Origin of the sequence: Shewanella piezotolerans WP3 (genome assembly GCF_000014885.1) — a bacterium.
GTDB classification, from domain to species: Bacteria; Pseudomonadota; Gammaproteobacteria; order Enterobacterales; family Shewanellaceae; genus Shewanella; species Shewanella piezotolerans.
Window position 1 is genome coordinate 998,019 of the sequence record NC_011566.1, and the last position, 23,650, is coordinate 1,021,668.

The window sequence follows — 23,650 nt, forward strand, 5'->3', positions numbered from 1 at the left end:
TCAAGGGAGTTTATTAGCACATGCTTTGCAGTTTATTGAATGTCTAATCAGCCATCTGAAACAGTCCTTACTGTTAGCGGCTTAGGCTGGAAATTACAGGGTCAGCCCATATTATCAGACGTCGAATTTAGCTTAGCTAAAGGGCAGATGCTGGGAGTTATTGGACCCAATGGTGCGGGCAAATCCAGTTTGCTGCGCTGCCTATATCGCTTTATCAAGCCGACAAGTGGTGAAATTCATTTATTTGGTCAACCAATCTCTGTGTTATCGGCAAAAGCGTTTGCTAAGCAGATTGCGGTAGTTCTGCAAGATACGCCGCATCATTTTGAGATGACCACAACTCAGCTTGTCAGTCTTGGTTTAACGCCCCATAAAAGTGCGTTTGAATTCACCAGTGCAGAAGACCGGGACGTTGTCGCTCAAGCTTTAGTTAAAGTGGGTTTGGTAGATAAAGCTAATCAAGCTTATGAAAGCTTATCGGGTGGAGAGAAACAGCGAGCGCTGATCGCTCGGGCAATTGTTCAACGACCACAGCTATTGATATTAGATGAGCCAACAAATCATCTTGATATCCGCTATCAAATCCAAACCTTAGAGTTACTGCACACACTTAACATTACGGTTATCACCTCTATTCATGATCTCAATCTCGCCAGCGCCCTATGCGACGAGTTATTACTTCTTGATAAAGGGCGCTGTTTGGCAAAAGGTTCGCCCAAAGCAGTGTTAACGGAGCAGCGTATTGCGGAAGTATTTGATGTGTGCTGCGAAGTTAGGCCACATCCACAACATGGTAATCCGCTTATCAGCTATTTCTACGGCTATGATCCGCGCAGTATAACGCACCAGGGGATAGCTGACGGAGCGACAGATGCCTAACACTTTATCCGTTACAGCACAGACAAAATGGCAGCAGTCTTATCAATTACTATTGCTAATTACGCTATTGCTAATCGCTGTTATTACACCGTTTGCCGCAACCAGTTTTGGTGCAGCAAATATCTCAGCAAACGATGTGTTACAGGTATTTGCTCACAAAGTTCTCGGCTTAGGTGAAAACCAAGGTGTTACTGAGCGGATTATTTGGGAACTAAGATTACCGCGAGTGCTGCTCGCATTTATTGCTGGAGCGGGTTTATCTATTGCCGGTAGCGTGTTGCAAACAGTCACTCGTAACCCGTTAGCCGATCCCTATCTTTTTGGGATTTCCTCAGGAGCATCGTTTGGCGCGGTGGTGGTGCTGACCCTCTTTAGTCAAAGTATTTTGTGGCTTAGCTTACCACTTGGCGCCTTTGTTGGAGCCAGCTTGTCGGTGCTGATGGTGCTTAGTTTATGTGGGAAAAACCTATCAACACAGGTGGAGCGCATGCTGTTATCTGGTGTTGCAACCTCCTTTATGTTTGGCGCTATGGCGAGTTTAATGCTGTATTTCTCCAGCCCTCAAGCCGCCGCATCGGTGCTGTTTTGGAGTCTCGGCAGCTTTGCTAAAGCAAGTTGGTCTGGGTTGATTTTACCCGCCGTTATCGTGTCGATTAGTACACTCGTTATTCTGCTATTTAAGAGGCAGATCATAGCGATGCGAGCGGGAGATGAAACTGCACACACGTTGGGGATTAATGTAGGACGATTGCGCTTATCTATGTTGTTATTGTGCTCGCTTATTACGGCGATATTGGTTGCCAATTGTGGTGGTATCGGCTTTATCGGATTAATGGTGCCTCACACGGTGCGTTTACTTTTCCCTGGTCGCTATCCATTGCTGTTAACTGCAGCGATAGGCGGGCTATTCATGGTATGGGTAGATGTATTGGCGCGCACAATATTGAGTTATCAAGAGCTTCCTGTTGGGATTATCACATCGGTGATGGGAAGTGTGTTTTTTCTGTTTATTTTAAGCGCCCGCAAAGCAAAGCGAGCGTAAGTTAATTGTCGTTTTATTTCCCTTTTTGGGGATATGTCGGGAGCATAAGGTTAAATGTTTAATATTAAGCCATTGAGTTCAGAGTTTGAAGAAGCAATTCAGCAGAAAATTGATACTAAAACTAAACCTTTAGGCGCGCTTGGTGATTTAGAAGGGCTCGCTCTGCAAATAGCCAAAGTGTTAGGTAAAGATAACCCTCAAATTAACAACCCAAAAATGATGGTCTTTGCCGCAGATCACGGTATTGCCAGCTCGGGTGTATCAATTGCACCCAGTGAAGTGACCGCCCAAATGGTTAGAAACTTTATGGCGGGTGGGGCTGCTATCAACGTATTTACCCGCCAGGTTGGTTTAGAGCTTGAGGTCATAGACTGCGGAGTATTACAACCATTCGATAGTGACAGTGGGGTGATTGATCAGCGTTTAGGTGCGGGAACAGGCCCTATTCATAAGCGTGCCGCGATGACGCTTGGTGCGGTAAAGCAAGGTTTTGAAATGGCTGCAGATCGCATTCAGCTGCACCATCAGAATGGCTGTAACCTGATAGCGCTTGGTGAAATGGGTATTGGTAATACCTCTTCCGCTGCGGCAATTATGTCTGTATTAACGGGAGTCGCTGCGAGCGATTGTGTGGGCCGAGGCACAGGTATTGATGCTGCCACATTTAAGCGTAAACAGATGTTAATAGAACAGGCTGTGTTACTGCATCATAGCGAGCTTGATGATCCAATGCAGGTATTGGCTTGCATTGGCGGCTTTGAAATTGTGCAGATGACAGGCGCTATCTTGGCCGCTGCTGAGCGTGGCATGTTAGTGGTTATTGATGGCTTTATTGCTTCGGCCGCTGCGCTGGTGGCGGTCAACATTAATAGTCATTGCCGAGATTATATGATTTTTTCCCATCAGTCTGATGAGAAAGGCCACTATTTGATGCTCGAATATATGCAAGCCAAGCCATTACTTAATTTAGGCTTGAAGCTGGGAGAGGGCACTGGTGCGGCATTGGCTTTTCCGCTGATCCAAGCCGCTGTTAATTTTTATAACCAAATGGCGAGTTTTGAAGACGCAGGGATAGAAATTTAATGCAGTCTTGGCGACAGCAACTCAACCTGTTTCTTATCGCTATGGGGTTCTTTACGCGGATCCCTATGCCAAAATGGGTTGAGGTCGATGCAGAAAAATTAAATCAAGCCAGTCGCTATTTTGGTTTAGTTGGCACTCTGATTGGTGTGCTTAGTGCTCTCGTTTATAGCGTAATGTTGCACTGGGTGTCGCCTAGTATTGCGATTATCTTCGCCATGATAGCGAGCGTGCTATTAACTGGTGGTTTTCATGAAGATGGTTTAGCTGATACTGCCGATGGTTTAGGTGGTGGTTGGACAGTTGAAGCTAAGCTGCAGATTATGAAAGACTCCCGCCTTGGTAGTTATGGTGCATTGGCGTTAGTACTGTGCTTATTGCTGAAATGGCAACTGCTCAGTGAGCTCGCGTTGTTTGACCCTAGCAGTGTCAGTTTAGCGTTGATTCTAGGGCACACATTAAGTCGGGTAGTTGCAGCCAGCTTTATCTTTTCAGAGCAGTATGTTTCCGATGATGCCAGCAGCAAAAGCAAGCCGCTGGCAATGCAGCAAAGTATCAACGAGTTGTCTATTTTACTGGCTACAGCAGCCATTTCGCTCTTGTTAATATCATTTATGCAAGCTTTAGTACTTATCTTAGGGCTATTGAGCGTGCGGATTGCATTAGCGTGGTGGTTTAATAAACAAATTGGCGGCTACACCGGCGATACACTTGGGGCGACTCAGCAAATTGCGGAAGTGGTTTGTTACTTGTTACTGCTAATTGTAGGAGCGTCTTGGTGATCCATTTAGTACTCGGTGGCGCACGCAGCGGTAAGAGCCGATTTGCAGAACAATTAGTGGCTAACTGGCAGCTAAACACGCCAAAGGCTGAGTATATTTATGTTGCAACTGCGCAGGCTTTAGATAAAGAGATGCAAGCTAGAATAGCCCATCATAAAGCGCAGCGGCAATCCGCTGCTTTAGGGTGGCAAACCATTGAGTCACCGCTGCATTTGAGCGCCACTTTAAACAAGTATGCTAATGTAAATAGTGTGATTTTGGTTGATTGTTTAACCCTTTGGTTAACGAATCATCTTCTTGATGAAGCAAGTGATTGGCGCACAGTAAAAGCTGACTTACTGACATCGCTTGAATCATTCCCCGGTCAGCTGATCTTGGTTAGTAATGAAGTGGGCAACGGCATTGTGCCAATGGGCGAGTTAAGTCGTCGTTTTGTCGATGAGGCGGGCTGGCTACACCAAGATATAGCGGCCTTAGCTGACAACGTGACCTTAGTGACTGCTGGGCTTCCACTGAGTTTAAAGTCGACCTAATATTTTGAATTTTAGCTTGAATTTGCGGTCGAATGCTTGCCAATGCAAACCTGCTTAACCTTTTGTTAAATATGCATACTGAACAATAACACTAATAACTATAATAAGAGATCGACATGACTAAAGTACTGATGGTGCAAGGGACAACATCTGATGCTGGTAAAAGTACCTTAGTAGCGGGATTGTGCCGCTTGTTTGTGCGTCAAGGTTGCAAAGTGGCTCCTTTTAAACCCCAAAATATGGCACTAAATAGCGCCGTCACCATTGATGGTGGGGAGATTGGCCGTGCTCAAGCATTGCAAGCTGTGGCCTGTCATCTTGAACCGCAAATCGACTTCAACCCTATTTTATTAAAGCCTAGTTCAGATACCGGATCGCAAGTTATCGTCCATGGTAAAGCCTTGATGAAGATGGAGGCGGAAGACTACTTCGGTAAAAACGCCGAAGGTTATCGCGTTAAAGCTATGGCAGCGGTTAAGGAGTCATTTAAACGCTTAAGCGATGAATATCAAATGCTGTTTGTTGAAGGTGCTGGCAGTCCGGCAGAGGTCAACCTGCGTGAAGGCGATATCGCCAATATGGGCTTTGCTGAAGAGGTCGATTGTCCGGTTATTATTATTGCTGATATCGACAAAGGCGGCGTGTTTGCCCATCTGGTTGGCACATTAGCGCTACTGAGTGAATCGGAGCAGGCGCGAGTCAAAGGCTTTGTGATTAATCGTTTTCGTGGTGATATTAGCCTGCTGCAGTCAGGCTTAGACTGGTTAGAACAATATACCCAAAAGCCTGTATTAGGTGTATTACCCTATCTACATGATCTGCATCTAGATGCAGAAGATGCACTGATCGCCGCGCCAGATAAAAGCATCAACACTAAACTTAAGGTGCTGGTGTTGGTATTACCTCGTATTAGTAACCACACGGATTTTGATCCACTAAGGCTCAATCCTCAAATCGAATTTGAGTATGTGTCATTGCAAACGCAATCTCAGACACATGCGCAAGGTACAGGGCAACAGCGTCATTCTCGTTTGCCTCCAGCGGATTTGATTATTATCCCTGGCAGTAAAAATGTTCGCGCCGATCTGGAATTTATTCGTGAACAAGGCTGGGATAAAGAGATCGAAAAGCACCTGCGCTATGGCGGTAAGCTACTTGGGATCTGCGGTGGTTATCAAATGCTTGGCCACCTGATTGATGACCCCGAGGGTATTGAAGATAACGCAGGAAGCAGTGAAGGCTTAGGTTTACTGCCTGTGGTCACGGAACTAACAAGCGACAAGGTGTTGTTGCAAGTTGAGGGCGTATTGTCGCTGTTAGGGAAACAAGCAGAGGTTAAAGGCTATGAGATTCATTGTGGCCGCTCTAACTTGTTGATGAAATTGGAACAGCCATTAACGCTAACACGACGGGCCGAAGATCATCAGCAAAATGAGTCTACAGCAGTAAAACGTTGGCAGAGTGAAGGTATGTTATCTGTTGATAATCAAATTTTTGGTACTTACATGCATGGCCTGTTTGACTCACCGCAGGCATGCCAATTGTTGCTGCAATGGGCGGGAATGCAAGATGCTAATAGTATTGATGTAAACGACATTCGTGAGCAGCAACTTAATCGTTTAGCGGATGTGCTCGAAGAACATTTAGATCTAGATGCAATGAATGCCATCTGGAATTAGGGCGGTTGCAGAAACAGATTTTTATTTTTGAAATGAAGAAGTAACACAAAAGGATAGGTAATGAGTGATTCAAAGCAAGCTGACAATGGCGAAAGCAAATCAGCAGAAGCAGTAAAAGCTGAGCGCCATAAAGCACGCCAACAACGAGTCAAAGAAGGCGTTGATGCCAAGATTGCCAGAGCCACAGAAGAGAAAGGCATTTTGTTGGTGCTAACGGGCAATGGTAAGGGCAAGTCTACATCGGGTTTTGGCACGGTTGCACGCGCAGTGGGTCATGGTAAAAAAGCGGCTGTGGTGCAGTTTATTAAAGGCAACTGGGAGTGTGGCGAGCGCACGTTACTTGAGGGGGCTGGAGTCAGTTTCCATGTTATGGGCACAGGCTTTACTTGGGAAACCCAAGACAGAGAAAAAGACACCGCTGCAGCTGTTAAAGCTTGGGAAGCGACAGAAAAACTGCTAAAAGACGACAGTATCGATCTCGTGATGCTCGATGAACTGACTTATATGGTCAGCTATCACTACTTAGAGGTTGAACGAGTGATTAAAGCGCTTGAAAATCGCCCTAAAATGCAACACGTGATTGTCACGGGGCGAGCCTGTCATCGAGCGATTGTCGAGATAGCCGATACCGTGAGCGAAGTGCAGCCGATAAAGCACGCGTTTGAGGCCGGTATAAAAGCCCAGCCCGGCTTCGATTACTAAAAATGGCTATTAGTGTCGCTGAAAGCATACATTGACATAAGATAACCATAGTATGACAAATTTAAAGCATAGTTTGACATAAAATGATGTTTTGTATTTTAACTACATAATTCAAAGTTATATAAATCAATTGCTTAGAGTGTAGATTAAAGCGTACCCTGACAAATTTGACAAAATATCGAGCAACTGTACACTAAGTGTACTTAAGTTGCTCGAGTTTTGCGCATGTATATTCGAAATTTACGTAAGCCTTCGCCCAATAAAAACGTCTTTAAATTCGCGAGTGCAAAAGTGAGCGAAACGATAATGTGTGAAAGCACATTGGAGTTCGATGCATGTTTCCATCATGAATATAATGAGACAATCGAGACTTTTGGCAGCCAGCCGAAAGGGTTTTATTACCGTTTTGAGGGGAAAAGGTTACCTTATACACCTGACGCGATACTTCACTATATTGATGGGACGACAAAGTTTCATGAATATAAACCTTACAGTAAGACATTCGACCCTATTTTTAGAGCAAAGTTTGTCGCTAAGAAAGAGGCTGCTCAGGCACTCGGCACTGAGCTTATACTTGTTACAGATAAGCAAATTCGTGTAAATCCAATCTTAAATAATCTCAAGTTATTGCACAGATACTCCGGTATCTATGGTGTGACTGATATTCAACGTGAGTTGCTACAGCTGGTTCGAAAATCAGATAACATTCAACTGGCTGATGTCGCTAGTGAATATAATCTTCCGATAGCAGAAACACGTTCTTTTCTCTATTCATTAATCAATAAAGGCTTGATAAAAGCAGATTTGAATCAAGACGACCTTTCTTGCAACCCATCTGTTTGGTGTCATGCATAATGGACTTTGCAGATGAATTCACAGAGTCTACGTCTGCCAAAAAGCCTGAGACCCCAGCGCAATACGTCAAGCTAGATGACGCTGAGTTACTTAAGCGCGATCTTGATACTTTCCCTGACTTCCTTAAAGAAAAAGCGCTCGATAAATACAAGCTGATTAGTTTTATCGAGCAGGAAAACTCAGGGGGCTGGACGCAAAAAAAACTAGACCCAATTCTTGATAGACTGTTTGAAGGCAATACTGAAAAACGACCTAATTGGCGTACTGTGGTTCGTTGGCGTAAGAGTTATATCGATAGTAATGGTGATTTAGCTTCTTTGGTTGTTAAGCGCCATAAAATGGGCAACCGAAAGAAACGAGTGGAAGGCGACGAGGTATTTTTTGAGCGAGCATTATCTCGTTTTCTAGATGCCAAAAGACCCAAAGTGACAACGGCCTACCAGTACTATAAAGATGTCATCACCATTGAGAATGAAACAATTGTAGATGGGAAGATCCCTATTATTTCCTACACAGCCTTCAACCAAAGAATAAAGTCACTTCCACCTTATCCTATAGCTGTCGCTAGGCATGGTAAGTTCAAAGCTGATCAGTGGTTTGCATATTGCTCTTCTCATATACCGCCCACTCGGATTTTAGAGCGAGTTGAAATAGATCATACGCCACTCGATTTAATTCTTCTCGACGATGAATTACTTATTCCCCTTGGAAGGCCTTACCTGACTTTAATCGTCGATGTATTTAGTAATTGTGTTTTAGGTTTTCATTTGAGCTATAAAGCTCCATCTTATGTATCAGCGGCTAAAGCAATTGTGCATGCAATAAAGCCTAAAACTCTGAGTAATATCGGAATAGAGCTTCAAAACGATTGGCCTTGTTATGGTAAATTCGAAACCTTGGTTGTTGATAATGGAGCAGAGTTTTGGTCAAAGAGTTTAGACCATGCTTGTAAAGAAGCAGGTATAAATATTCAATATAACCCGGTTCGTAAGCCATGGTTAAAGCCGTTTGTTGAGCGTTTCTTTGGCATGATTAACCAATATTTTTTAACCGAAATCCCAGGGAAAACGTTTTCAAATATTCTAGAGAAAGAGGACTACAAACCTGAAAAAGACGCCATTATGCGTTTTTCAGTATTTGTCGAAGAGTTTCATCGTTGGATTGTTGATATTTACCATCAAGATTCAGACTCTCGTGACACGCGTATTCCAATAAAGCAGTGGCAGCATGGTTTCGATATATACCCACCGTTACAGATGGAAGTGGAAGATGAAAAGCGTTTTAATGTGCTTATGGGGATCGCAGATGAAAGAACGTTAACTCGAAATGGTTTTAAATTTGAAGAGTTGATGTATGACTCAACAGCATTGGCTGATTATCGTAAGCACTACCCACAAACCAAAGACACAATAAAAAAGCTCATTAAGATAGACCCTGATGATCTCTCCAGTATCCATGTTTACCTAGAGGAGTTAGAGGGCTACCTCAAAGTACCCTGTACTGATACCACCGGATATACTCAGGGGTTGAGCCTGCATGAGCATAAAGTAACGAAGAAGATTAACCGTGAAATTATACGCGAGAGTAAAGACAACTTAGGTTTAGCTAAAGCTAGAATGGCAATTCATGCTCGAGTACAGCAAGAGCAAGAACTCTTTAATGAATCCAAAACGAAAACCAAGCTCTCTGGAGTTAAGAAGAAAGCTCAATTAGCTGATATCAGCTCAACAGGTAAATCCACAATAGTCCTCCCAGAAAGTGAACCGCAGAAGTCAATTAACTGCAATCAAGTAGAGGCAGAAATGGAAGATGATGATTGGGATATGGATTTGGAAGGATATTGATGACTAAATTGACGCTTCAACAGGACACAGCACTTAAAGAGTTTGGGCTTTGCTTTATTGAATTACCAATAGTGTCAGAAACTTTTCAAGATTTTGATGATCTAAGATTCAATAGAGATTATCAATCAGATCCTCAATGTATGATGCTTACTGGTGAAACAGGGTCAGGTAAAACACGTTTGATCCAAGAGTATCGGCGAAGGGTGAATGCTAATAGTGGCTTTAGGCATTCAGATGTTCCTGTGCTCATTACAAATATTTCGAGTAATAAGGGTTTAGAAAATACTTTAGTACAAATATTGTCAGATTTAGATACTTTTGGATGTCACCAAAAAAAACGTGGGATGAAAACCGACTTGACCAAAAAAGTGGTGCGAAATTTAATAGCAGCTAATGTTGAATTACTTATCATTAATGAATTTCATGATTTAATTAAGTTTAAAAATTACCAAGAGATCCAGATAATTACGAGTGCACTAAAATTCATTAGTGAAGCAGCAAATATACCTATTGTATTAGTAGGAATGCCTTGGATGAAAGATATAATTAATGATTCTGAATGGGGGTCTAGACTTCGACGCAGGAAGCACTTGGAATATTTTAGTTATATACGTAAAGAAGATCGTGAACATTTTAGATTGCTTTTGGTTGGCTTTTCAAAAAGAATGTCATTTGATACGCGTCCAGTTTTGCATAGCAAAGAATTAACTCGCGCACTCTTTGCTGTTTGTCGAGGGGAGTTTAGGCAACTCATGGTTTTTCTATATGAAGCTTGTAAAATGGCGCTACAGAATAACGATCATACTCTAAATGAAAAAACACTTGCTGAAACTTTTGATAAACTAGGCTGTGAACACTTAAGTTCAAACCCATTTACTATAAAGTTTAAGGAAATTCCTATTCCAGTGCTATCAATCCCTTCAAGATATAACCCAAATGCTCTAGAAGAGAAAGATGAAATTATTGATAGGGTGTTTGAATACATTTATTAATGTTAATGAGCATCAAACATCCTCACAATCTGTTCCTTGTATCCGCCTAACAGGGCTAAGTTGTAACTGTTTTCTTCCTCAATATCGATTAGAAGTGGTGGTGTAGCTGCTTTAGTGGCTAGTGATATTTCTGAGAAGTGTAGATTGCTGCTTAAGTCATGATCAAACTCAGTCGAGATTGGTTTATGAGGTAAAGCCAAATTTAGTTCTTGTTGCTCAGTTTGTTCTACAATCACTGCGTTTTCCGGTAGATCTTGATCGATCCTATAAGCAAATTCAATAAGGCTCGCTTCAGCTAAAGTGAATAACCAAGCTTGTTGAGCATCACAGGAAGTGACTCGCAAGATCCGACCTAACACCTGGCGATAATGCATTTCGGTTTTGATGAGACTCAGGTGACAACATACCTGCAGCCGTGGAATATCTGTCCCTTCTGAGATCATACCAACACTCACAATCCATTGAGTATCGCTCTGCCTAAAGGCTTCAATCGTGTGTGAAGGATGCTTCAATTTAGAGGTGACAATACAGGCAGTTTGTTTAAAATCTCCAACAATAATTTGGTAAAGCTGTTTGGCATGTTTGATTGATGAAGCAACAATGAGTCCGCCAGAGAAGGGGGTTTCTTGCCGTATTTGTTCTAGTTTTTTAATACCTTGGTTCAGCATGTAATGCATCACTTGGTGATTACTTATTAATGCTTTATAGCTGAATCCAGACCCTTTTAATAACTCGGTTATCGATGAAAACGTTTCAGATTCTAGCTCATCATCTAATCTAATTTTATCATTATCAATGAGTGCAATATTGGGTTTACGACATACGTCATCGGCTACTGCTTGTTTTAGGCCATAGACAAAATCACAATGTATGGTGTTATCGGGTTCAGTAAATCTGGAAAGCACGATTGGTGCAGAATCAGACCGCCATGGAGTGCCAGATAAAGCTAAGGTATAGCAAGCTTGGTTTTGAATGTTGAGTAATACTTCCTCTCCCCATGCGTTGGCATTATTGAGTTCGGTGCCTTTTAGGTGATGCACTTCATCCATAATGACAAAGACATTATGACTATGAAGAAGTTGCCAAAACTCAGGGGTTAATGAAGACATGGACTGATAAGTGTAAACGCTTCCAATAGCTCCCATTAATCCATCAAAACGCTTGTGTAGTCGTCGTGAAAAGCTGGCTCTTATACTTTCGTTGACTTCAGATGAGGGTGAGAAACATAAAACGAAATCTACTTTCCCCATAGCGATTAATCTAGCTGCCAACTCGGCTGCCATCACAGTCTTACCCGCTCCAGGAGTTGCTAAACACATAAAATGGTTTTGTGTTTGGTAGGATTCTAGCGCCTTTTTAACGCAATCATGCTGCCATTGTCTTAACTTCACTATATTAACTCTCTAGCGTGTTGATACAGGCTTCCACGGCTTTAATTTTACCTACCATTGATGAACTTTGGTTGCGCGCATGCATATAGCGGGAGTATAAACTCGTCTTCGTTTCAGGGAATTCATTAAATAGGCGTTTGAACTCTTCTGCTTCACCAATATGGCCCAGCAGATCAATTTGGTATTGGTTAAGCGTAGTTTTAAGTTTTTGTAACTTAGGAGCGTTGTCGTTAACAATAGGCTCTTTTGAGACTTGTTTGCGTGGCGTACTTGCATGGAGGCGGCTTTCATCAAACATGGGAGTCTTGATAAATAATACCTTTTTGCCATCAATTTTTTTTTGAATGAAGTTAGCGTTACATAGTTTGTTCAATGTTCTATGCACTAATTGGCTAGCATCTTTGTTTTTTGTGTCAGGTAGCTCTTCTACATACATTTTTTTTAGCTCAATTGCAGAAAATTGAGTCAGACTTTTACTTTTCAGTAACTTGATAAGTAATTTGTTTATTCGGATTGTTGACTGAGTCATGGTATTTGCCAATTACTAATGTTTTCAATATCTAATGAGCCACTCCGTGACGTTTCTATAATTAATTTCCTCTAACTATTTGTCCTCTGATCTGTTCAGGCCTAATCGAATTTGGTTAAAACTTGACAATGCAACCTAAAAAGCTAAGGATTCCTTAGTATACCTTAAGTGAAAAAACTAAGACAATCTAAGTTATCTAGGATCAGACAATAATGAACTCGTGTCAGAAAAGCAGATCAATCCATTGCCGCTTAGGCTTAAGCAGGCAAGAACAGCGCTGGGTATCAGCCAAAAGCAACTGGGCATTCAGTTAGGAATGGAACCTGGTACGGCGAGCGCGCGCATGAATCATTACGAGAAAGGCAAGCACACCCCCGATTACGCTACGCTGAAAGCGATGGCTGACGAACTGGGTGTGCCAGTGGCTTATTTTTTTTGTGAGTCAGAAAAGAATGCTCAACTACTATGTCTTTTAGAGCAAATGAGTGATAAAGAAAAAGATATTTTGATTGAGAAATTGTCTAAATCACATGTGGTAGATAAATAGGTTTTGGACATAAACAACTTAGAGTATTGATTCTATTTAACCAGTTTTGTATTAGAAAAAGTACCTTAGTTTATTTGAAACCTCTTATCTGATACGTCCTCATTAGTCTGTAAAATACAAGTTTTACCCCCCAAGCCTCTTTAAGAAATCTAATTGGCTCCGTTCCCTTTATCTCCAAGTTTTGTGGGGAATCGGTTAGACAGAACAGTCTTAGCCATTAATTGATATGAATGTGCCGCAGGTCTTATTAATCTAGTAACCCGCTAATACAACGCATGAAATCCTCACAACTAATCTGCTAGGCACTGCTTGCTTAGGTAAGTGTTCTGCAGGGTTGAAGCAATTCAATTTAAAACAAAATAAAAGCTACAGCACTTACCTTTAACTAGAGCTATGTTACGAGAGTAAATTCAATGTAGAAGCCTGTGGGCTTTCTATCTACTGGCTCCTCCAAGTACTCGGAAGAAACACGCCATACAGGGAGTGTTCTATTCATTTCTTCGCTTAGTACTACAGAAAGAGCACTAAATATTTTTGGCCCTAACGGAACCAAGACAGGTCTTGATATATCCATAATAGCTAACATGGTTTCTCTAAGATCTAAGTATGTTTTATATGGATTACAGATATCATAAGTGAAAGTGTGATTTTCTGGAGTGATATTAATTAGTAGTTCGTTGTTTGTTCTAACTGAGGTTTCAAAGTTACTATCTTTGCCATTAGGTATGAAAATAAATTGATTCTCTGTATCAAGGTAATTACTAATTCCGATAGCTTTTCCGATTTCATAACCCAAACCAATAACTATTGAGCTAGGTAAGTTTATATCACCGAGCGCTCCAGATAGAGAGTCTATGATAGGGCCAACCTTGCGCATCGGTGAGATGCTATTAGAAGGCTCAGTATACTCTGCGAGTGAATAACTAACCTTAATATGAGAACCTTCCTCAAGGTTACTTATTAAATAGAGAATAATTTCAGCAAGACGAGTTCTACTTAAAACTGTTATATCAATGAGACAGTTAACTGGCCGGCCTGTCCATTGTACATCAATTAATTTAAACAACTCTCTATAAACATTACAATTGTCGCCTTCGATTACAGTAGCGCCAATTGAATTGTAATATTCTAAATTATCTTGATATCTCAGTGCACTAGTATGTTGATCATATCCGATTGCGATTATATTACTATTAACCATTGATCTACATCTAGTTGTAGCTCTAGTTTCATAGCCTAACCCTACTATTGCTAAATCAATATTCCCAATATCATTTGACTTCAAGAGTTTCATTTTAATTCCAATCTGAATTGTCTGTCATCATTATAATTCGAGGTTCTAACCACACGAATAGAACCACTATTAATATCTTTACTTTTCATTATTCGGCTGAGATCTATCGGCCCTTGCTGGGTTAACAATAGGCCATAGTGATGAGAGAATAGATATGACAGTCGGCAGGAATTAATGCTCTCATTTGTAAGATCACCACCTTTGGAGTCACTGTTTTCAGTAGATATCAGAGCGCCAGCATTCAAAGCTAGTCCAATAGCCTCACCAAGCTCTCGTGGAGTGTCACGATCTAAAACGATCACTCCCTTAGGCTGAGAGCTAAATTTATCTCCATATATCTCATTATTGAAAAACCAAGCAATTTTATCAACGAGATCATATATATTGTTTATTCTCCCATCAGATGAGTCAATTGCGATTGTACTAAGTAGAGATCTAAATGATTCAAAATAGCTCTGTAAACCTGAAATTTGTTCAGATATTGTAACCCTATTTCTATCTTTGATTATTGGAATGAACATATTCATTATTCCAATAATCATACGTGGGTTAAATTCTGTGGATTTACATATATTCTCAAACCCGGCATAGTAATCAGCAGGTCTTCGTCGAGCTTGCTTTTGACCACTATTATTACGTCGAAGATCTCTTAGATAAGCAATAAACTTTACTTTTCTAAATTGAGGTCTTCTGGTCGGTTCTACATCTGAATAGTTAATCCCCAAAAAGCCTTTAGAATTAAGATATTGATAAAAGTCAGCGTCTTTTTGACAAAGGCTATGAAAGACTTGATCAATAGCTATCTCGTCTGGTGATATGAAGCAAGACTCAATATCAGAAAAAATCCCTTTGCCAATTAGCATTTTAGTGCACAAAGATGTGGCAAACTTTAGCCCTTCTTTTTCGGATATGTCTGTTAAATCAATATAACTGAGGTCTTGATTTTTCATGGAGCTTTCTGGGCTGTTTGTTATATTGATGCCTTTATGATAAGGCGACAACGCTAGTTTCAATATTATGTCCTGATGACCTCCACGCATACAATCAATTAACGGCTGTATTATTTCATCTGGTGCTAGCTCCAACTCATCAAAGAGGAAGGCCCACTTTTCACCATTTTCATTCAAATATGTGTTTATTATCGTTATTGAAGTGTTGAGTACTTCACTGATATCAGCTGATACAACTTTTGGTGCTTCTGAAGTCGACTTCTTGAAAGAGATATCGCTTATGTAGTTAGACACTTCACTCTTTTTCAAAGCAATACTGATTACAAGGCCTTTGAGCGAATTGATATGTGGTTTCACATGCCATTGTTTAGCTAAGCAGCTAACTAGCTCTACTTCATCTTGCTTACTTAATTCGACATGCCTAAAGTTATGATCTAGTTTAAGGGTTCTAGATGTTCTAAAACTTATGCTCTGAACCAATTGCTCAAGAATATGGTAAATAAATTGCGAGCTCAGAACCAACGAATCTTCATGGTTTTTAACTTTATCCTTAGCATTGTCATATTGCCTCTTCCAGAGCCTATCTGTAGGGATAAATACACCAGAAAAGCTTACTTTTCTTCTAAAGAGCTTTGCTTCTTCAGCTTCCCAATGCTCTAACGAACGAACCTCAAGCATCCTCATTAAGGTTGTCTTGCCGCTGCCACGTGGACCAACCAATATGGTGTTTGAGGAAGATGCTAGCCGCTCGTAATACTCATTGACAATGAAACTTGAACATAAGTCTCTGAATGATGTCGTTTTCGCGTTTATAGATTCATTAATGCTAGGAATATAGTTATTCATTACCTAATCCAACTTCTACAATATGATTATCTGAACATCGAGTAACACTGAACATGTTTGATTCTAGTCTTGAGTTCAAGCGACATATTTCATCAGGAGTAAAATGCTCGATCTTTTCTTTAAACTGATTCAGTTCGTCACCTTCTAGAAACGGGTTATCTTCATTAATTAGCTTCTTGAGATCATTAACAACTTGATCTGGAGTATGCGTAGAACCAAACCCACCGTTCGCAGGAAGGTTGTTAGATTTAGATGGCTGCCACTCATGTAGCTTATTAGCTTCATATGTTCTAAATTTCCCAACCACTTTTCCAAGGTACTCGCTTTTATCGGGCTCAACAGATAGAAGATAAAATTGATTTGAAGTCCTGTGCTCAATAGCTTCATAAAGTACAGCAGATAAGCTTCCTGCTGATAGTATTAACTGAGAACCCTGGATTTGTGAATTTGCATAGCCGATTTGAGCGTAATGCTTATGCCCATGAATGATTAACCAAGGTCCAAGATCAGCAGCCTCTAGTGCTCGTAGCAAGTAATCAGCCCCCTCCATAGCTTGGCTATCATATTTCGAATCGACAAAATCCATTTTTTTTGGATGGTGGTGAGTCAGTAGTACATTGAACGGCTTCCTGTCGACTTTTCCTGATATTAACTTTTGCTTTATTTGGTCTGTTATTTCAAGAGCAATTCGACCATGTTTGTACTCACTTCCATATCCGTGGTAAGCGCTACTATTAATGCTTACTACATTAAATGTATCTGTTGAAGTTAACTCCCAGTTCCAAGCCCAAAAGTGAGTATTTTTGTTGAAACAACTGAAAGGGAATGATGGTTGTATAAATTGGAGTTCGTGCTTTGGGGAAAAGCCATATTTATCATCTTGCGGTGGACGTGATTGGTGATCATGGTTACCAGGGACACAGAGTATGTCTTGAATGGAGAGCTCTTGGGCCATTTTATTGACATACTCCCAACCAGCTTGGAATGATTTATTGCAACCTTGGTTACCAATATCGCCAGTGCACACAAGGTAATCTATGTGTTCATCTAAACCTTTGATGTAATTAATTAGCCTATCGCCAAAAACGTTATGCTTGTCTCGAAGGATAAGTTTTGTATCGGAAGCTGAGTCTTGGCTAAGTCCTGCGTGTAAATCGGAAATGACAAGGAAATTGACTGTTTTCATGTCTTAATCTTGTTATTTTTATTTAATACAATCAATTATATCTTTATATAACTCATATGCACTAATTATATTTGGAGTGCGTAACAACTTGTCATTAAGAACTACATTGATGATGAAGTTAGATTTTTTCTCCATCAAGTCAGTACTTGCAGAGTTTCGCACTAGAAAACGTTGATCAGAGTCTGCCACAAAACAGTTAACAAGTTCGAAGCTTGATATGTGCCATTGATATTCAAATTATTGTGCGGTTCTAGCCTCCATCAAAGGTTAATTATGAGATATGAGTAATTTCTTCTTTTCCTAGATGAAAAAATTGAAGTCAAACTCTATGGGGTGAGTAGCAGAACTAACTTTGGTAAAAAGTGTGCCAAGTATTAGCTATTAAAGTGCCCAAAATTAATTGGTATGCTTTAATTTTTCTTGCAAATTAGCTCTAGATTGAATAGTTTTAACTAAGACTTCCTTAGTTCTGGTGTTGTATGGCTTTTCTATTTTCACCTAAGTCGCTTGCATTCTCAGGTGAGTCATTAGAGAGCTATCTGCTGCGAGTTGTGGCGGAGAACTTCTTTGATTCTTATCAGCAGTTAAGCCTAGCAATTAGGGAAGAGCTGCATGAGTTAGATTTTGAGGCTCATGGCGCTTTTCCTATTGAGCTAAAACGCCTTAATGTGTATCACGCTAAACATAACAGCCACTTTAGAATGCGGGCATTGAGCTTGCTAGAATCCCTCCTTGATTTACCACCACATGAGTTACAAAAACTAGCCTTACTACGATCGAATAGAAGGTTTGTTGGAGGTATGTCGGCAGTTCACCGTAACGGCATTGATATTCCGCTGAGCTTTATCCGTTGCGCTGATAAAGACGGTATCGAAAGCGTGCCTATTTGCCCTCAATGCCTAAAAGAAGGGCCCTATATTCGCCAGGCTTGGCATATTAAGCCAATTGAAGTGTGTGCTAAGCATGGGTGTGAACTGATCAATCATTGCCCTGATTGCCAACAACCTATCAATTATATTGAGAATGAATCTATTACTCACTGCGCTTGCGGCTTTGATTTTACGACAGCTTCGAGCGTGAAAGCCGATAGCCAAGCAGTTTTATTATCTCGTAGCTTGTTTGATGGTGATGCCTTATCTAACAACCCTCTGTTATTTATGGGTACATCAGTGACTCATCGATTTGCCGCTTTGATTTGGTACCAGAAATGTCATGCTAGAAATACTGAATGTATGGCGCATAGAGCCGTTGGCTACTTTGAAGACTGGCCTACAAGTTTCTATCGAGAACTCGATGCAGTGACTACCGGGGCTGAGGCGAGGCTTATTGACCTATTTAATCGCACATCATTTCGGTCAATTTACGGTGAGTTGATTTTAGATTCCCAATGTTTACTGCCTGAAGATAAAGATCCGCATTTTATCTACCTTGCTTTGATGGAATACATCAGCAAACTAGTAGAGTCGCATCCTAAATCAAAAAAGCCTAATGTGGCTGATATGTTGGTAACGGTGGCTGAAATCGCAGTATTACTTTCAACTACCCATGAGCAAGTGTATCGACTCTATCAAGATGGCGTGTTAACTGCTGGAATGAGGTCGAAAATTCGGACCCGAATCAGTCCTCATATTGGTGTGTTCTACTTAAGACAAGTTATCGAGTACAAAACTAGTTTTGGCAACGATAAACAAGGAATGTACTTATCAGCATGGTAGATAAACTAAAATTCCAAGAATTGCTCGACATTGATGATATCTCTGAGCGGAATATCGTTTTAAGGCGAGCATTTACTGCCTATACAGTGCCGCTAGATGTGACGGGCAATGAGGCTGCTGCGTTAACTATTTTACTTAATCTGACTTACCCTAGAAAAAGGGTTGATGATCTACTTGATATGCGACTAGCCAAGCAAACACTCAATACTGATGCACATGTAGATGCCTGTATTGGCGAGGTGCAATGGTTACATACGCATAATTTAAAGTATCCTGACATACGAGTAAGCAAGCAAAGGCTGATTGCAGCATCTCCGCTATTACACCCTCATGTATTGAGTAGTGCAAACTGCATAAACACTTTGGGTTGGTCACATGACAGTGCCAAAGTGAATTTAGCAAAGTTGTTTTCATGTCATTTTATCTGGCAAGAACGTGTTTGTTGCCTCGCGACTCTTTTGGCTGATGCTCCTAAGGGGTGGAAAGAAGCTTTTCAAGCGTTAGGCATGCTTGTGAAGGACTTCATGAACTTGTGTGGCAGGATTAAAGCTTCATTGCCTAACGATGATACTCCTAATCATGTCGATAAATATTCGATTCAAGTTCGCCTGCCTTATCAAGATGGTTATTTGGCGATAACACCAGTTGTTAGCCATGCACTGCAAGCTGAAATACAACAAGCTGCAATGGCGAAGCAGGGCCGGTATACCAATATTGAGTTTACGCGTCCTGCGGGCGTTAGCGAGTTATCGGCCTCTCTTGGTGGTAATGTCAAAGCGCTGAATTATCCTCCTCGCATTGAGAATGCAGAGCATGGATTAAGTGACTCTTGGGCATTAAAGGTTCAATCCGGCCAAACTGTATTAAACCAAGGCGCGTTATCACAACCTCGATTCAAGAGAGCTTTAGAGGGGCTTTTATCAAAGAATTTTGAACTGGCATTAAAGCAGCGTAGACAGCAGAAAGTAGCATGCATGAGGCAGATAAGAGCAACCCTGACTGAATGGTTATCACCTCTATTAGAGTGGCGATTAGAGGTTGAAGAGAACAAGGTTAACACTAGTGAACTCGGCTGTATTCATGGTTCATTTGAGTATCAGTTTTTAACTACGCAAAAAGAAAATTTTGTCGAATTACTAAGCCCAATGTTTAGCCTGTTAAATACAGTCTTGTCTAACTCAAATACGTTACAAAAATATGCCTTCCATCAGCATTTGATGAAGCCATTGAAAAATAGTTTAAAATGGTTGCTCGATAACCTCTCGAAAGAATCGAATGCAGTAGCAATAGATTCAGATGAGGACAATCAACAGCGTTATTTGTATCTAAAAGGCATAAGAGTATTTGATGCCCAAGCGTTATCTAATCCTTATTGCGCCGGCATCCCTTCGTTAACGGCAGTATGGGGGATGATGCATAACTATCAGCGACGATTAAATGAAAGGCTGGGTACTCAGCTTAGATTGACCTCCTTTTCGTGGTTTATTCGTCAGTACTCATCTTTAGCAGGTAAAAAACTGCCTGAGTACGGTATGCAAGGGCAAAAAGAAAACCAGTTTAGACGGGCTGGGATTGTAGATAATAAACATAGCGATTTAGTGTTTGATCTTGTGGTGCACATTGATGGCTATGAAGAGGACTTAGATGCAATTGATAACTCTATAGATGCTATAAAAGCCAGTTTCCCTGCAACATTTGCCGGAGGCGTAATGCATCCTCCAGAGATCGGCTCAGTCGATGAGTGGTGCGAGCTGTATTGTAGTGAAGCATCACTTTATTCAAAGCTAAGGCGGCTTCCGGCATCTGGTAAATGGATAATGCCAACTAGATATCAAATGGATAGCCTTGATGGGTTGCTGCAGCTATTGAAGCTAAATGTAGCACTCTGCCCAGTCATGTCAGGATATCTGATGTTAGGATCCGCTGAAAGCCGTAATTATTCGTTAGAGCCATTACATTGTTACGCTGAGCCAGCGATAGGAGTGGTTGAGTGTGCCACTGCTATTGATATAAGGTTGCAAGGGATGAGTAACTTTTTTAGGCGAGCTTTTTGGATGCTCGATATAAAAGAGACTTCAATGCTAATGAAACGGATTTGAGGATGCTTTATGGAGTTATGTAATGTTTTAAAGTACGACCGCTCTTTGTACCCAAGTAAGGCGGTTTTCTTTTACAAAACAGCAGAAAGTAACTTTGTCCCTCTTGAGGCTGAAATCAATCGAATTCGAGGTCAAAAGGCGGGATTTACAGAAGCCTTTACTCCTCAATTCAAATCCAAAAACTTAGCACCGCAAGATCTAGCCCACTGTAATCCCCTAATCCTTGAAGAGTGTTACGTCCCGCCAAATGTTGAGCATATTTATTGCCGTTTCTCATTGAGAGTGCAAGCTAACTCCCTTAAGCCGGCAGGTTGCAGCGAACCTACAGTATTTGCTTTACTTGAAGAGTTCGCAGCCACATTTAAAGCGTGTGGAGGTTACAAAGAGTTAGCCACTCGATACTGTAAAAACGTGCTGTTAGGTACCTGGCTTTGGCGTAACCAAAATACGGGAAACTCTCAAATAGAGATTAAAACTAGCTCCGGTAATTGCTATCAAATAGCTAATACCCGCCAACTTGCTTGGGACAGTAGCTGGCCTGCCGATGCTCAGCAAGTATTGGAAGAGTTAAGTCATGAGGTTCATCAAGCGTTAACAGATCCTGCTGTATTTTGGCATGCCAAAATCACAGCAAAAATTGAAACGGCTTTCTGCCAAGAGATCTATCCAAGCCAGTCTTTTGGCGAAAAGGCGGCACAGGGCGAAGCCTCAAAACAATTTGCTAAAGTGAAGTGTGTTGATGGCCGTTATGCTGTGAGCTTTAATTCAGTAAAGATCGGCGCTGCACTGCAATTAATTGATGATTGGTGGGATGTTGACGGTTCCAAGCGATTACGTATTCACGAATATGGTGCAGATAAAGAGATAGGTGTTGCGCGTCGTGCTCCTGAATCTAAGCAGAGTTTCTACTCACTGTTTGTTAACGCTGAGCTTTATCTAGCAGAGCTTAAGCAACAGTTAGCAGAGGGGGAGTATTCGATTAGTCCCAATATCTACTACCTGTTTGCGGTGTTAATAAAGGGCGGCATGTTCCAGAAAAAGGCTGAAGCTAAAAGTAAATCAAAGGCCGAACCCACAACCGCTAAAACAACAACCTCTAAAGCAACACCTGTGAAGGCCTGATATGCAACGTTACTATTTTATGGTGCGATTTTTACCAGAACAAGCAAACCTAGCGTTGCTTACTGGACGATGTATTTCAGTCATGCATGGCTTTATTTGTAAGCATGAAATCCAAGGCCTTGGTGTTAGCTTCCCTGCTTGGTCTGATGTATCAATCGGCAATATGATTGCTTTTGTTCACACCGATATAGCTGTATTGAACGAGCTGAGGCTACAAGGTTATTTTCAAGATATGCAAGAGTATGGGGCCTTCAATATTGGTGATGTTGAGGCGGTTCCTGATAGTTGCACTGAGGTTAGGTTTAAGCGCAATCAAGCTATCGCAAAAATGTTTGTCGGCGAAACCCGAAGGCGATTAAAACGCTTAGAAAAGCGTGCGTTAGCAAGAGGGGAAGTTTTTAACCCCAGCAAAAGCTATGAACCGAGGGAGTTAGATAGTTTTCATTGCATAGCAGTAGGAAGCACTAGTACTGAACAGGATTTTCTTTTGCATGTTCAAAAAGAGAATGTACAAAAGCGTGAAGGGGCTGAATTTAGCCAGCTTGGTTTAGCTACGAATCAGTTACTCAGAGGGACTGTCCCTGAGTTTGATATGTTTTAACCTTATTTATGGAGGAGTTTAATAACTTGTTGTTTTGTCGTGAGTTAATAAGTAGTGCTGAAAAATAGGGTAAAAAACAGATTCTTGATTTAGTCATTGAAGAAAAAGAGTTTGTTGGCTATTGTTGATAGTGAACTGCCGAATAGGCAGCTGAAAAGTAGCACTGCGCCCGCTGGCCAAACTTCTGCCGGTGAACTGCCGAATAGGCAGCTGAAAAGCTATGGCCGAATATGAAAAATCGAGTTGTGGAGTGAACTGCCGAACAGGCAGCTGAAAATGTCAGTGAAGTACAGTCAATTAATCATGCTTTGATATCTGCCGAATAGGCAGCAAAACCTCTTCTTATTCTTATGAGAAGAGGTTTTTTATTTGAAAAGCTAGGAGAATGATGTGACGAACCTAGTGTTATGTTTTTTGTTCGTGATACTCTTTTTCAACTGGATGTAAGCTATCAATAACCTTTTAATGAAATGGTGATTTTTATGACTACAAAAGATCTCAGTGCATGTGACCTTCTTCGAAAAGCTTGTGATATTTATAAAGGCGACCGTAGCCTAGCTGAATCGCTATTTAACAGTGACGTTCCGGCACTTGGTAATAAAAAGCCCAACGATTTACTCGGATCTCCGGAAGGGCGTCAACAGGTCAACGAACTGCTTAATAAAATGGAGTGCGGAGAGTTTTCTTGAGTATCAGGACTACCATGCTGGCATACTTTTCCCTAAAGTGAGTTTGGAGAAGGTGTTTTTGGCATTAGGAAAAATAGTTCAAAAATGATAATGGATAGCATTAATATTGTAAGTATCTAATAGTCTCAATTGCATTTGCCTGCACTGTCCACAGATGTGACATATTTGTATGATACTCTTCATTAAATCGATACCGATAATATTCATCTTTAACATGATAGCACTCCTCTTCAAATAGTGATGACTGCAATATAGACAACTTTGGGGATCTGGAGTCCAAACATCGAGTTAAT

Annotated in this window: 21 protein-coding genes; 16 read left to right on the forward strand and 5 right to left on the reverse strand. The window is 41.1% G+C overall.

The features are described 5' to 3' along the window. The first annotated feature begins 39 nt into the window (after positions 1-39). From SWP_RS04370 to SWP_RS04415, 10 genes are all read left to right on the forward strand, one after another. Positions 40-879, forward strand: a complete 840-nt coding sequence (locus tag SWP_RS04370) for an ABC transporter ATP-binding protein (protein WP_020911175.1) — start codon at positions 40-42, stop codon at positions 877-879. Further along, entirely contained in the window at positions 872-1,921 is a 1,050-nt protein-coding gene (locus SWP_RS04375) for a FecCD family ABC transporter permease (RefSeq protein ID WP_020911176.1), read from the forward strand. Before SWP_RS04370 ends, SWP_RS04375 begins: the two co-directional genes overlap by 8 nt. A gap of 54 nt (positions 1,922-1,975) precedes the next feature. Then, complete coding sequence (gene cobT, locus SWP_RS04380) at positions 1,976-3,004, forward strand: nicotinate-nucleotide--dimethylbenzimidazole phosphoribosyltransferase (RefSeq protein ID WP_020911177.1); 1,029 nt, start codon at positions 1,976-1,978, stop codon at positions 3,002-3,004. Continuing rightward, on the forward strand, positions 3,004-3,783 hold the full coding sequence (locus tag SWP_RS04385) for an adenosylcobinamide-GDP ribazoletransferase (RefSeq protein WP_020911178.1): 780 nt from the start codon (positions 3,004-3,006) through the stop codon (positions 3,781-3,783). Before cobT ends, SWP_RS04385 begins: the two co-directional genes overlap by 1 nt. After that, the gene (gene cobU, locus SWP_RS04390) at positions 3,780-4,316 is read left to right on the forward strand and encodes a bifunctional adenosylcobinamide kinase/adenosylcobinamide-phosphate guanylyltransferase (RefSeq protein ID WP_020911179.1); all 537 of its coding nucleotides are present in this window, start codon (positions 3,780-3,782) and stop codon (positions 4,314-4,316) included. Before SWP_RS04385 ends, cobU begins: the two co-directional genes overlap by 4 nt. A gap of 116 nt (positions 4,317-4,432) precedes the next feature. Beyond that, entirely contained in the window at positions 4,433-5,995 is a 1,563-nt protein-coding gene (locus SWP_RS04395) for a cobyric acid synthase (RefSeq protein ID WP_020911180.1), read from the forward strand. Positions 5,996-6,055: 60 nt separating this feature from the next. Then, complete coding sequence (cobO, locus tag SWP_RS04400) at positions 6,056-6,697, forward strand: cob(I)yrinic acid a,c-diamide adenosyltransferase (RefSeq protein WP_020911181.1); 642 nt, start codon at positions 6,056-6,058, stop codon at positions 6,695-6,697. A gap of 291 nt (positions 6,698-6,988) precedes the next feature. Next, complete coding sequence (locus SWP_RS04405; protein WP_228371112.1) at positions 6,989-7,552, forward strand: TnsA endonuclease N-terminal domain-containing protein; 564 nt, start codon at positions 6,989-6,991, stop codon at positions 7,550-7,552. Then, complete coding sequence (locus SWP_RS04410; RefSeq protein ID WP_044555662.1) at positions 7,552-9,396, forward strand: Mu transposase C-terminal domain-containing protein; 1,845 nt, start codon at positions 7,552-7,554, stop codon at positions 9,394-9,396. Before SWP_RS04405 ends, SWP_RS04410 begins: the two co-directional genes overlap by 1 nt. Beyond that, on the forward strand, positions 9,396-10,388 hold the full coding sequence (locus SWP_RS04415; protein WP_020911184.1) for a TniB family NTP-binding protein: 993 nt from the start codon (positions 9,396-9,398) through the stop codon (positions 10,386-10,388). Before SWP_RS04410 ends, SWP_RS04415 begins: the two co-directional genes overlap by 1 nt. Before the next feature lie 2 nt (positions 10,389-10,390). On the opposite strand, the gene SWP_RS04420 is transcribed toward SWP_RS04415, so the two are convergent. Both SWP_RS04420 and SWP_RS04425 read right to left on the reverse strand, forming a co-directional pair. Continuing rightward, on the reverse strand, positions 10,391-11,779 hold the full coding sequence (locus tag SWP_RS04420; RefSeq protein WP_020911185.1) for a DEAD/DEAH box helicase: 1,389 nt from the start codon (positions 11,777-11,779) through the stop codon (positions 10,391-10,393). Between the two features lie 4 nt (positions 11,780-11,783). After that, on the reverse strand, positions 11,784-12,308 hold the full coding sequence (locus SWP_RS04425) for a hypothetical protein (RefSeq protein ID WP_044555663.1): 525 nt from the start codon (positions 12,306-12,308) through the stop codon (positions 11,784-11,786). 220 nt (positions 12,309-12,528) lie between these two features. Here SWP_RS04425 and SWP_RS04430 point away from each other — a divergent pair, with 220 nt between their 5' ends. Beyond that, on the forward strand, positions 12,529-12,855 hold the full coding sequence (locus tag SWP_RS04430) for a helix-turn-helix domain-containing protein (protein WP_020911187.1): 327 nt from the start codon (positions 12,529-12,531) through the stop codon (positions 12,853-12,855). A gap of 391 nt (positions 12,856-13,246) precedes the next feature. Here the strand turns inward: SWP_RS04430 and SWP_RS04435 are convergent, their stop codons facing one another. The 3 genes from SWP_RS04435 to SWP_RS04445 are packed head-to-tail and all read right to left on the reverse strand — an operon-like array spanning position 13,247 to position 17,131. Next, a complete protein-coding gene (locus SWP_RS04435) occupies positions 13,247-14,149 on the reverse strand; it encodes a hypothetical protein (RefSeq protein WP_020911188.1) in 903 nt (300 codons plus the stop codon). After that, the gene (locus SWP_RS04440; protein WP_020911189.1) at positions 14,146-15,945 is read right to left on the reverse strand and encodes an ORC-CDC6 family AAA ATPase; all 1,800 of its coding nucleotides are present in this window, start codon (positions 15,943-15,945) and stop codon (positions 14,146-14,148) included. The genes SWP_RS04435 and SWP_RS04440 overlap by 4 nt, the downstream gene beginning before the upstream one ends. Continuing rightward, entirely contained in the window at positions 15,938-17,131 is a 1,194-nt protein-coding gene (locus SWP_RS04445; protein ID WP_020911190.1) for a metallophosphoesterase family protein, read from the reverse strand. Before SWP_RS04445 ends, SWP_RS04440 begins: the two co-directional genes overlap by 8 nt. Positions 17,132-17,610: 479 nt before the next feature. Between SWP_RS04445 and SWP_RS04450 the strand changes: the two genes are divergently transcribed. The 5 genes from SWP_RS04450 (at position 17,611) to SWP_RS04470 (ending at position 23,357) form a co-directional block, all read left to right on the forward strand. Then, entirely contained in the window at positions 17,611-18,846 is a 1,236-nt protein-coding gene (locus SWP_RS04450; RefSeq protein ID WP_020911191.1) for a TniQ family protein, read from the forward strand. After that, entirely contained in the window at positions 18,840-20,945 is a 2,106-nt protein-coding gene (locus SWP_RS04455) for a type I-F CRISPR-associated protein Csy2 (RefSeq protein ID WP_020911193.1), read from the forward strand. The genes SWP_RS04450 and SWP_RS04455 overlap by 7 nt, the downstream gene beginning before the upstream one ends. Before the next feature lie 9 nt (positions 20,946-20,954). After that, complete coding sequence (gene csy3, locus SWP_RS04460; RefSeq protein ID WP_020911194.1) at positions 20,955-22,067, forward strand: type I-F CRISPR-associated protein Csy3; 1,113 nt, start codon at positions 20,955-20,957, stop codon at positions 22,065-22,067. Between the two features lies 1 nt (position 22,068). Further along, on the forward strand, positions 22,069-22,668 hold the full coding sequence (gene cas6f, locus SWP_RS04465; RefSeq protein WP_020911195.1) for a type I-F CRISPR-associated endoribonuclease Cas6/Csy4: 600 nt from the start codon (positions 22,069-22,071) through the stop codon (positions 22,666-22,668). 482 nt (positions 22,669-23,150) lie between these two features. Further along, positions 23,151-23,357 (forward strand): antitoxin Xre/MbcA/ParS toxin-binding domain-containing protein, encoded by a 207-nt coding sequence (locus tag SWP_RS04470; protein ID WP_044555664.1) that lies wholly within the window; start codon positions 23,151-23,153, stop codon positions 23,355-23,357. The last annotated feature ends 293 nt before the right edge of the window (positions 23,358-23,650 follow it).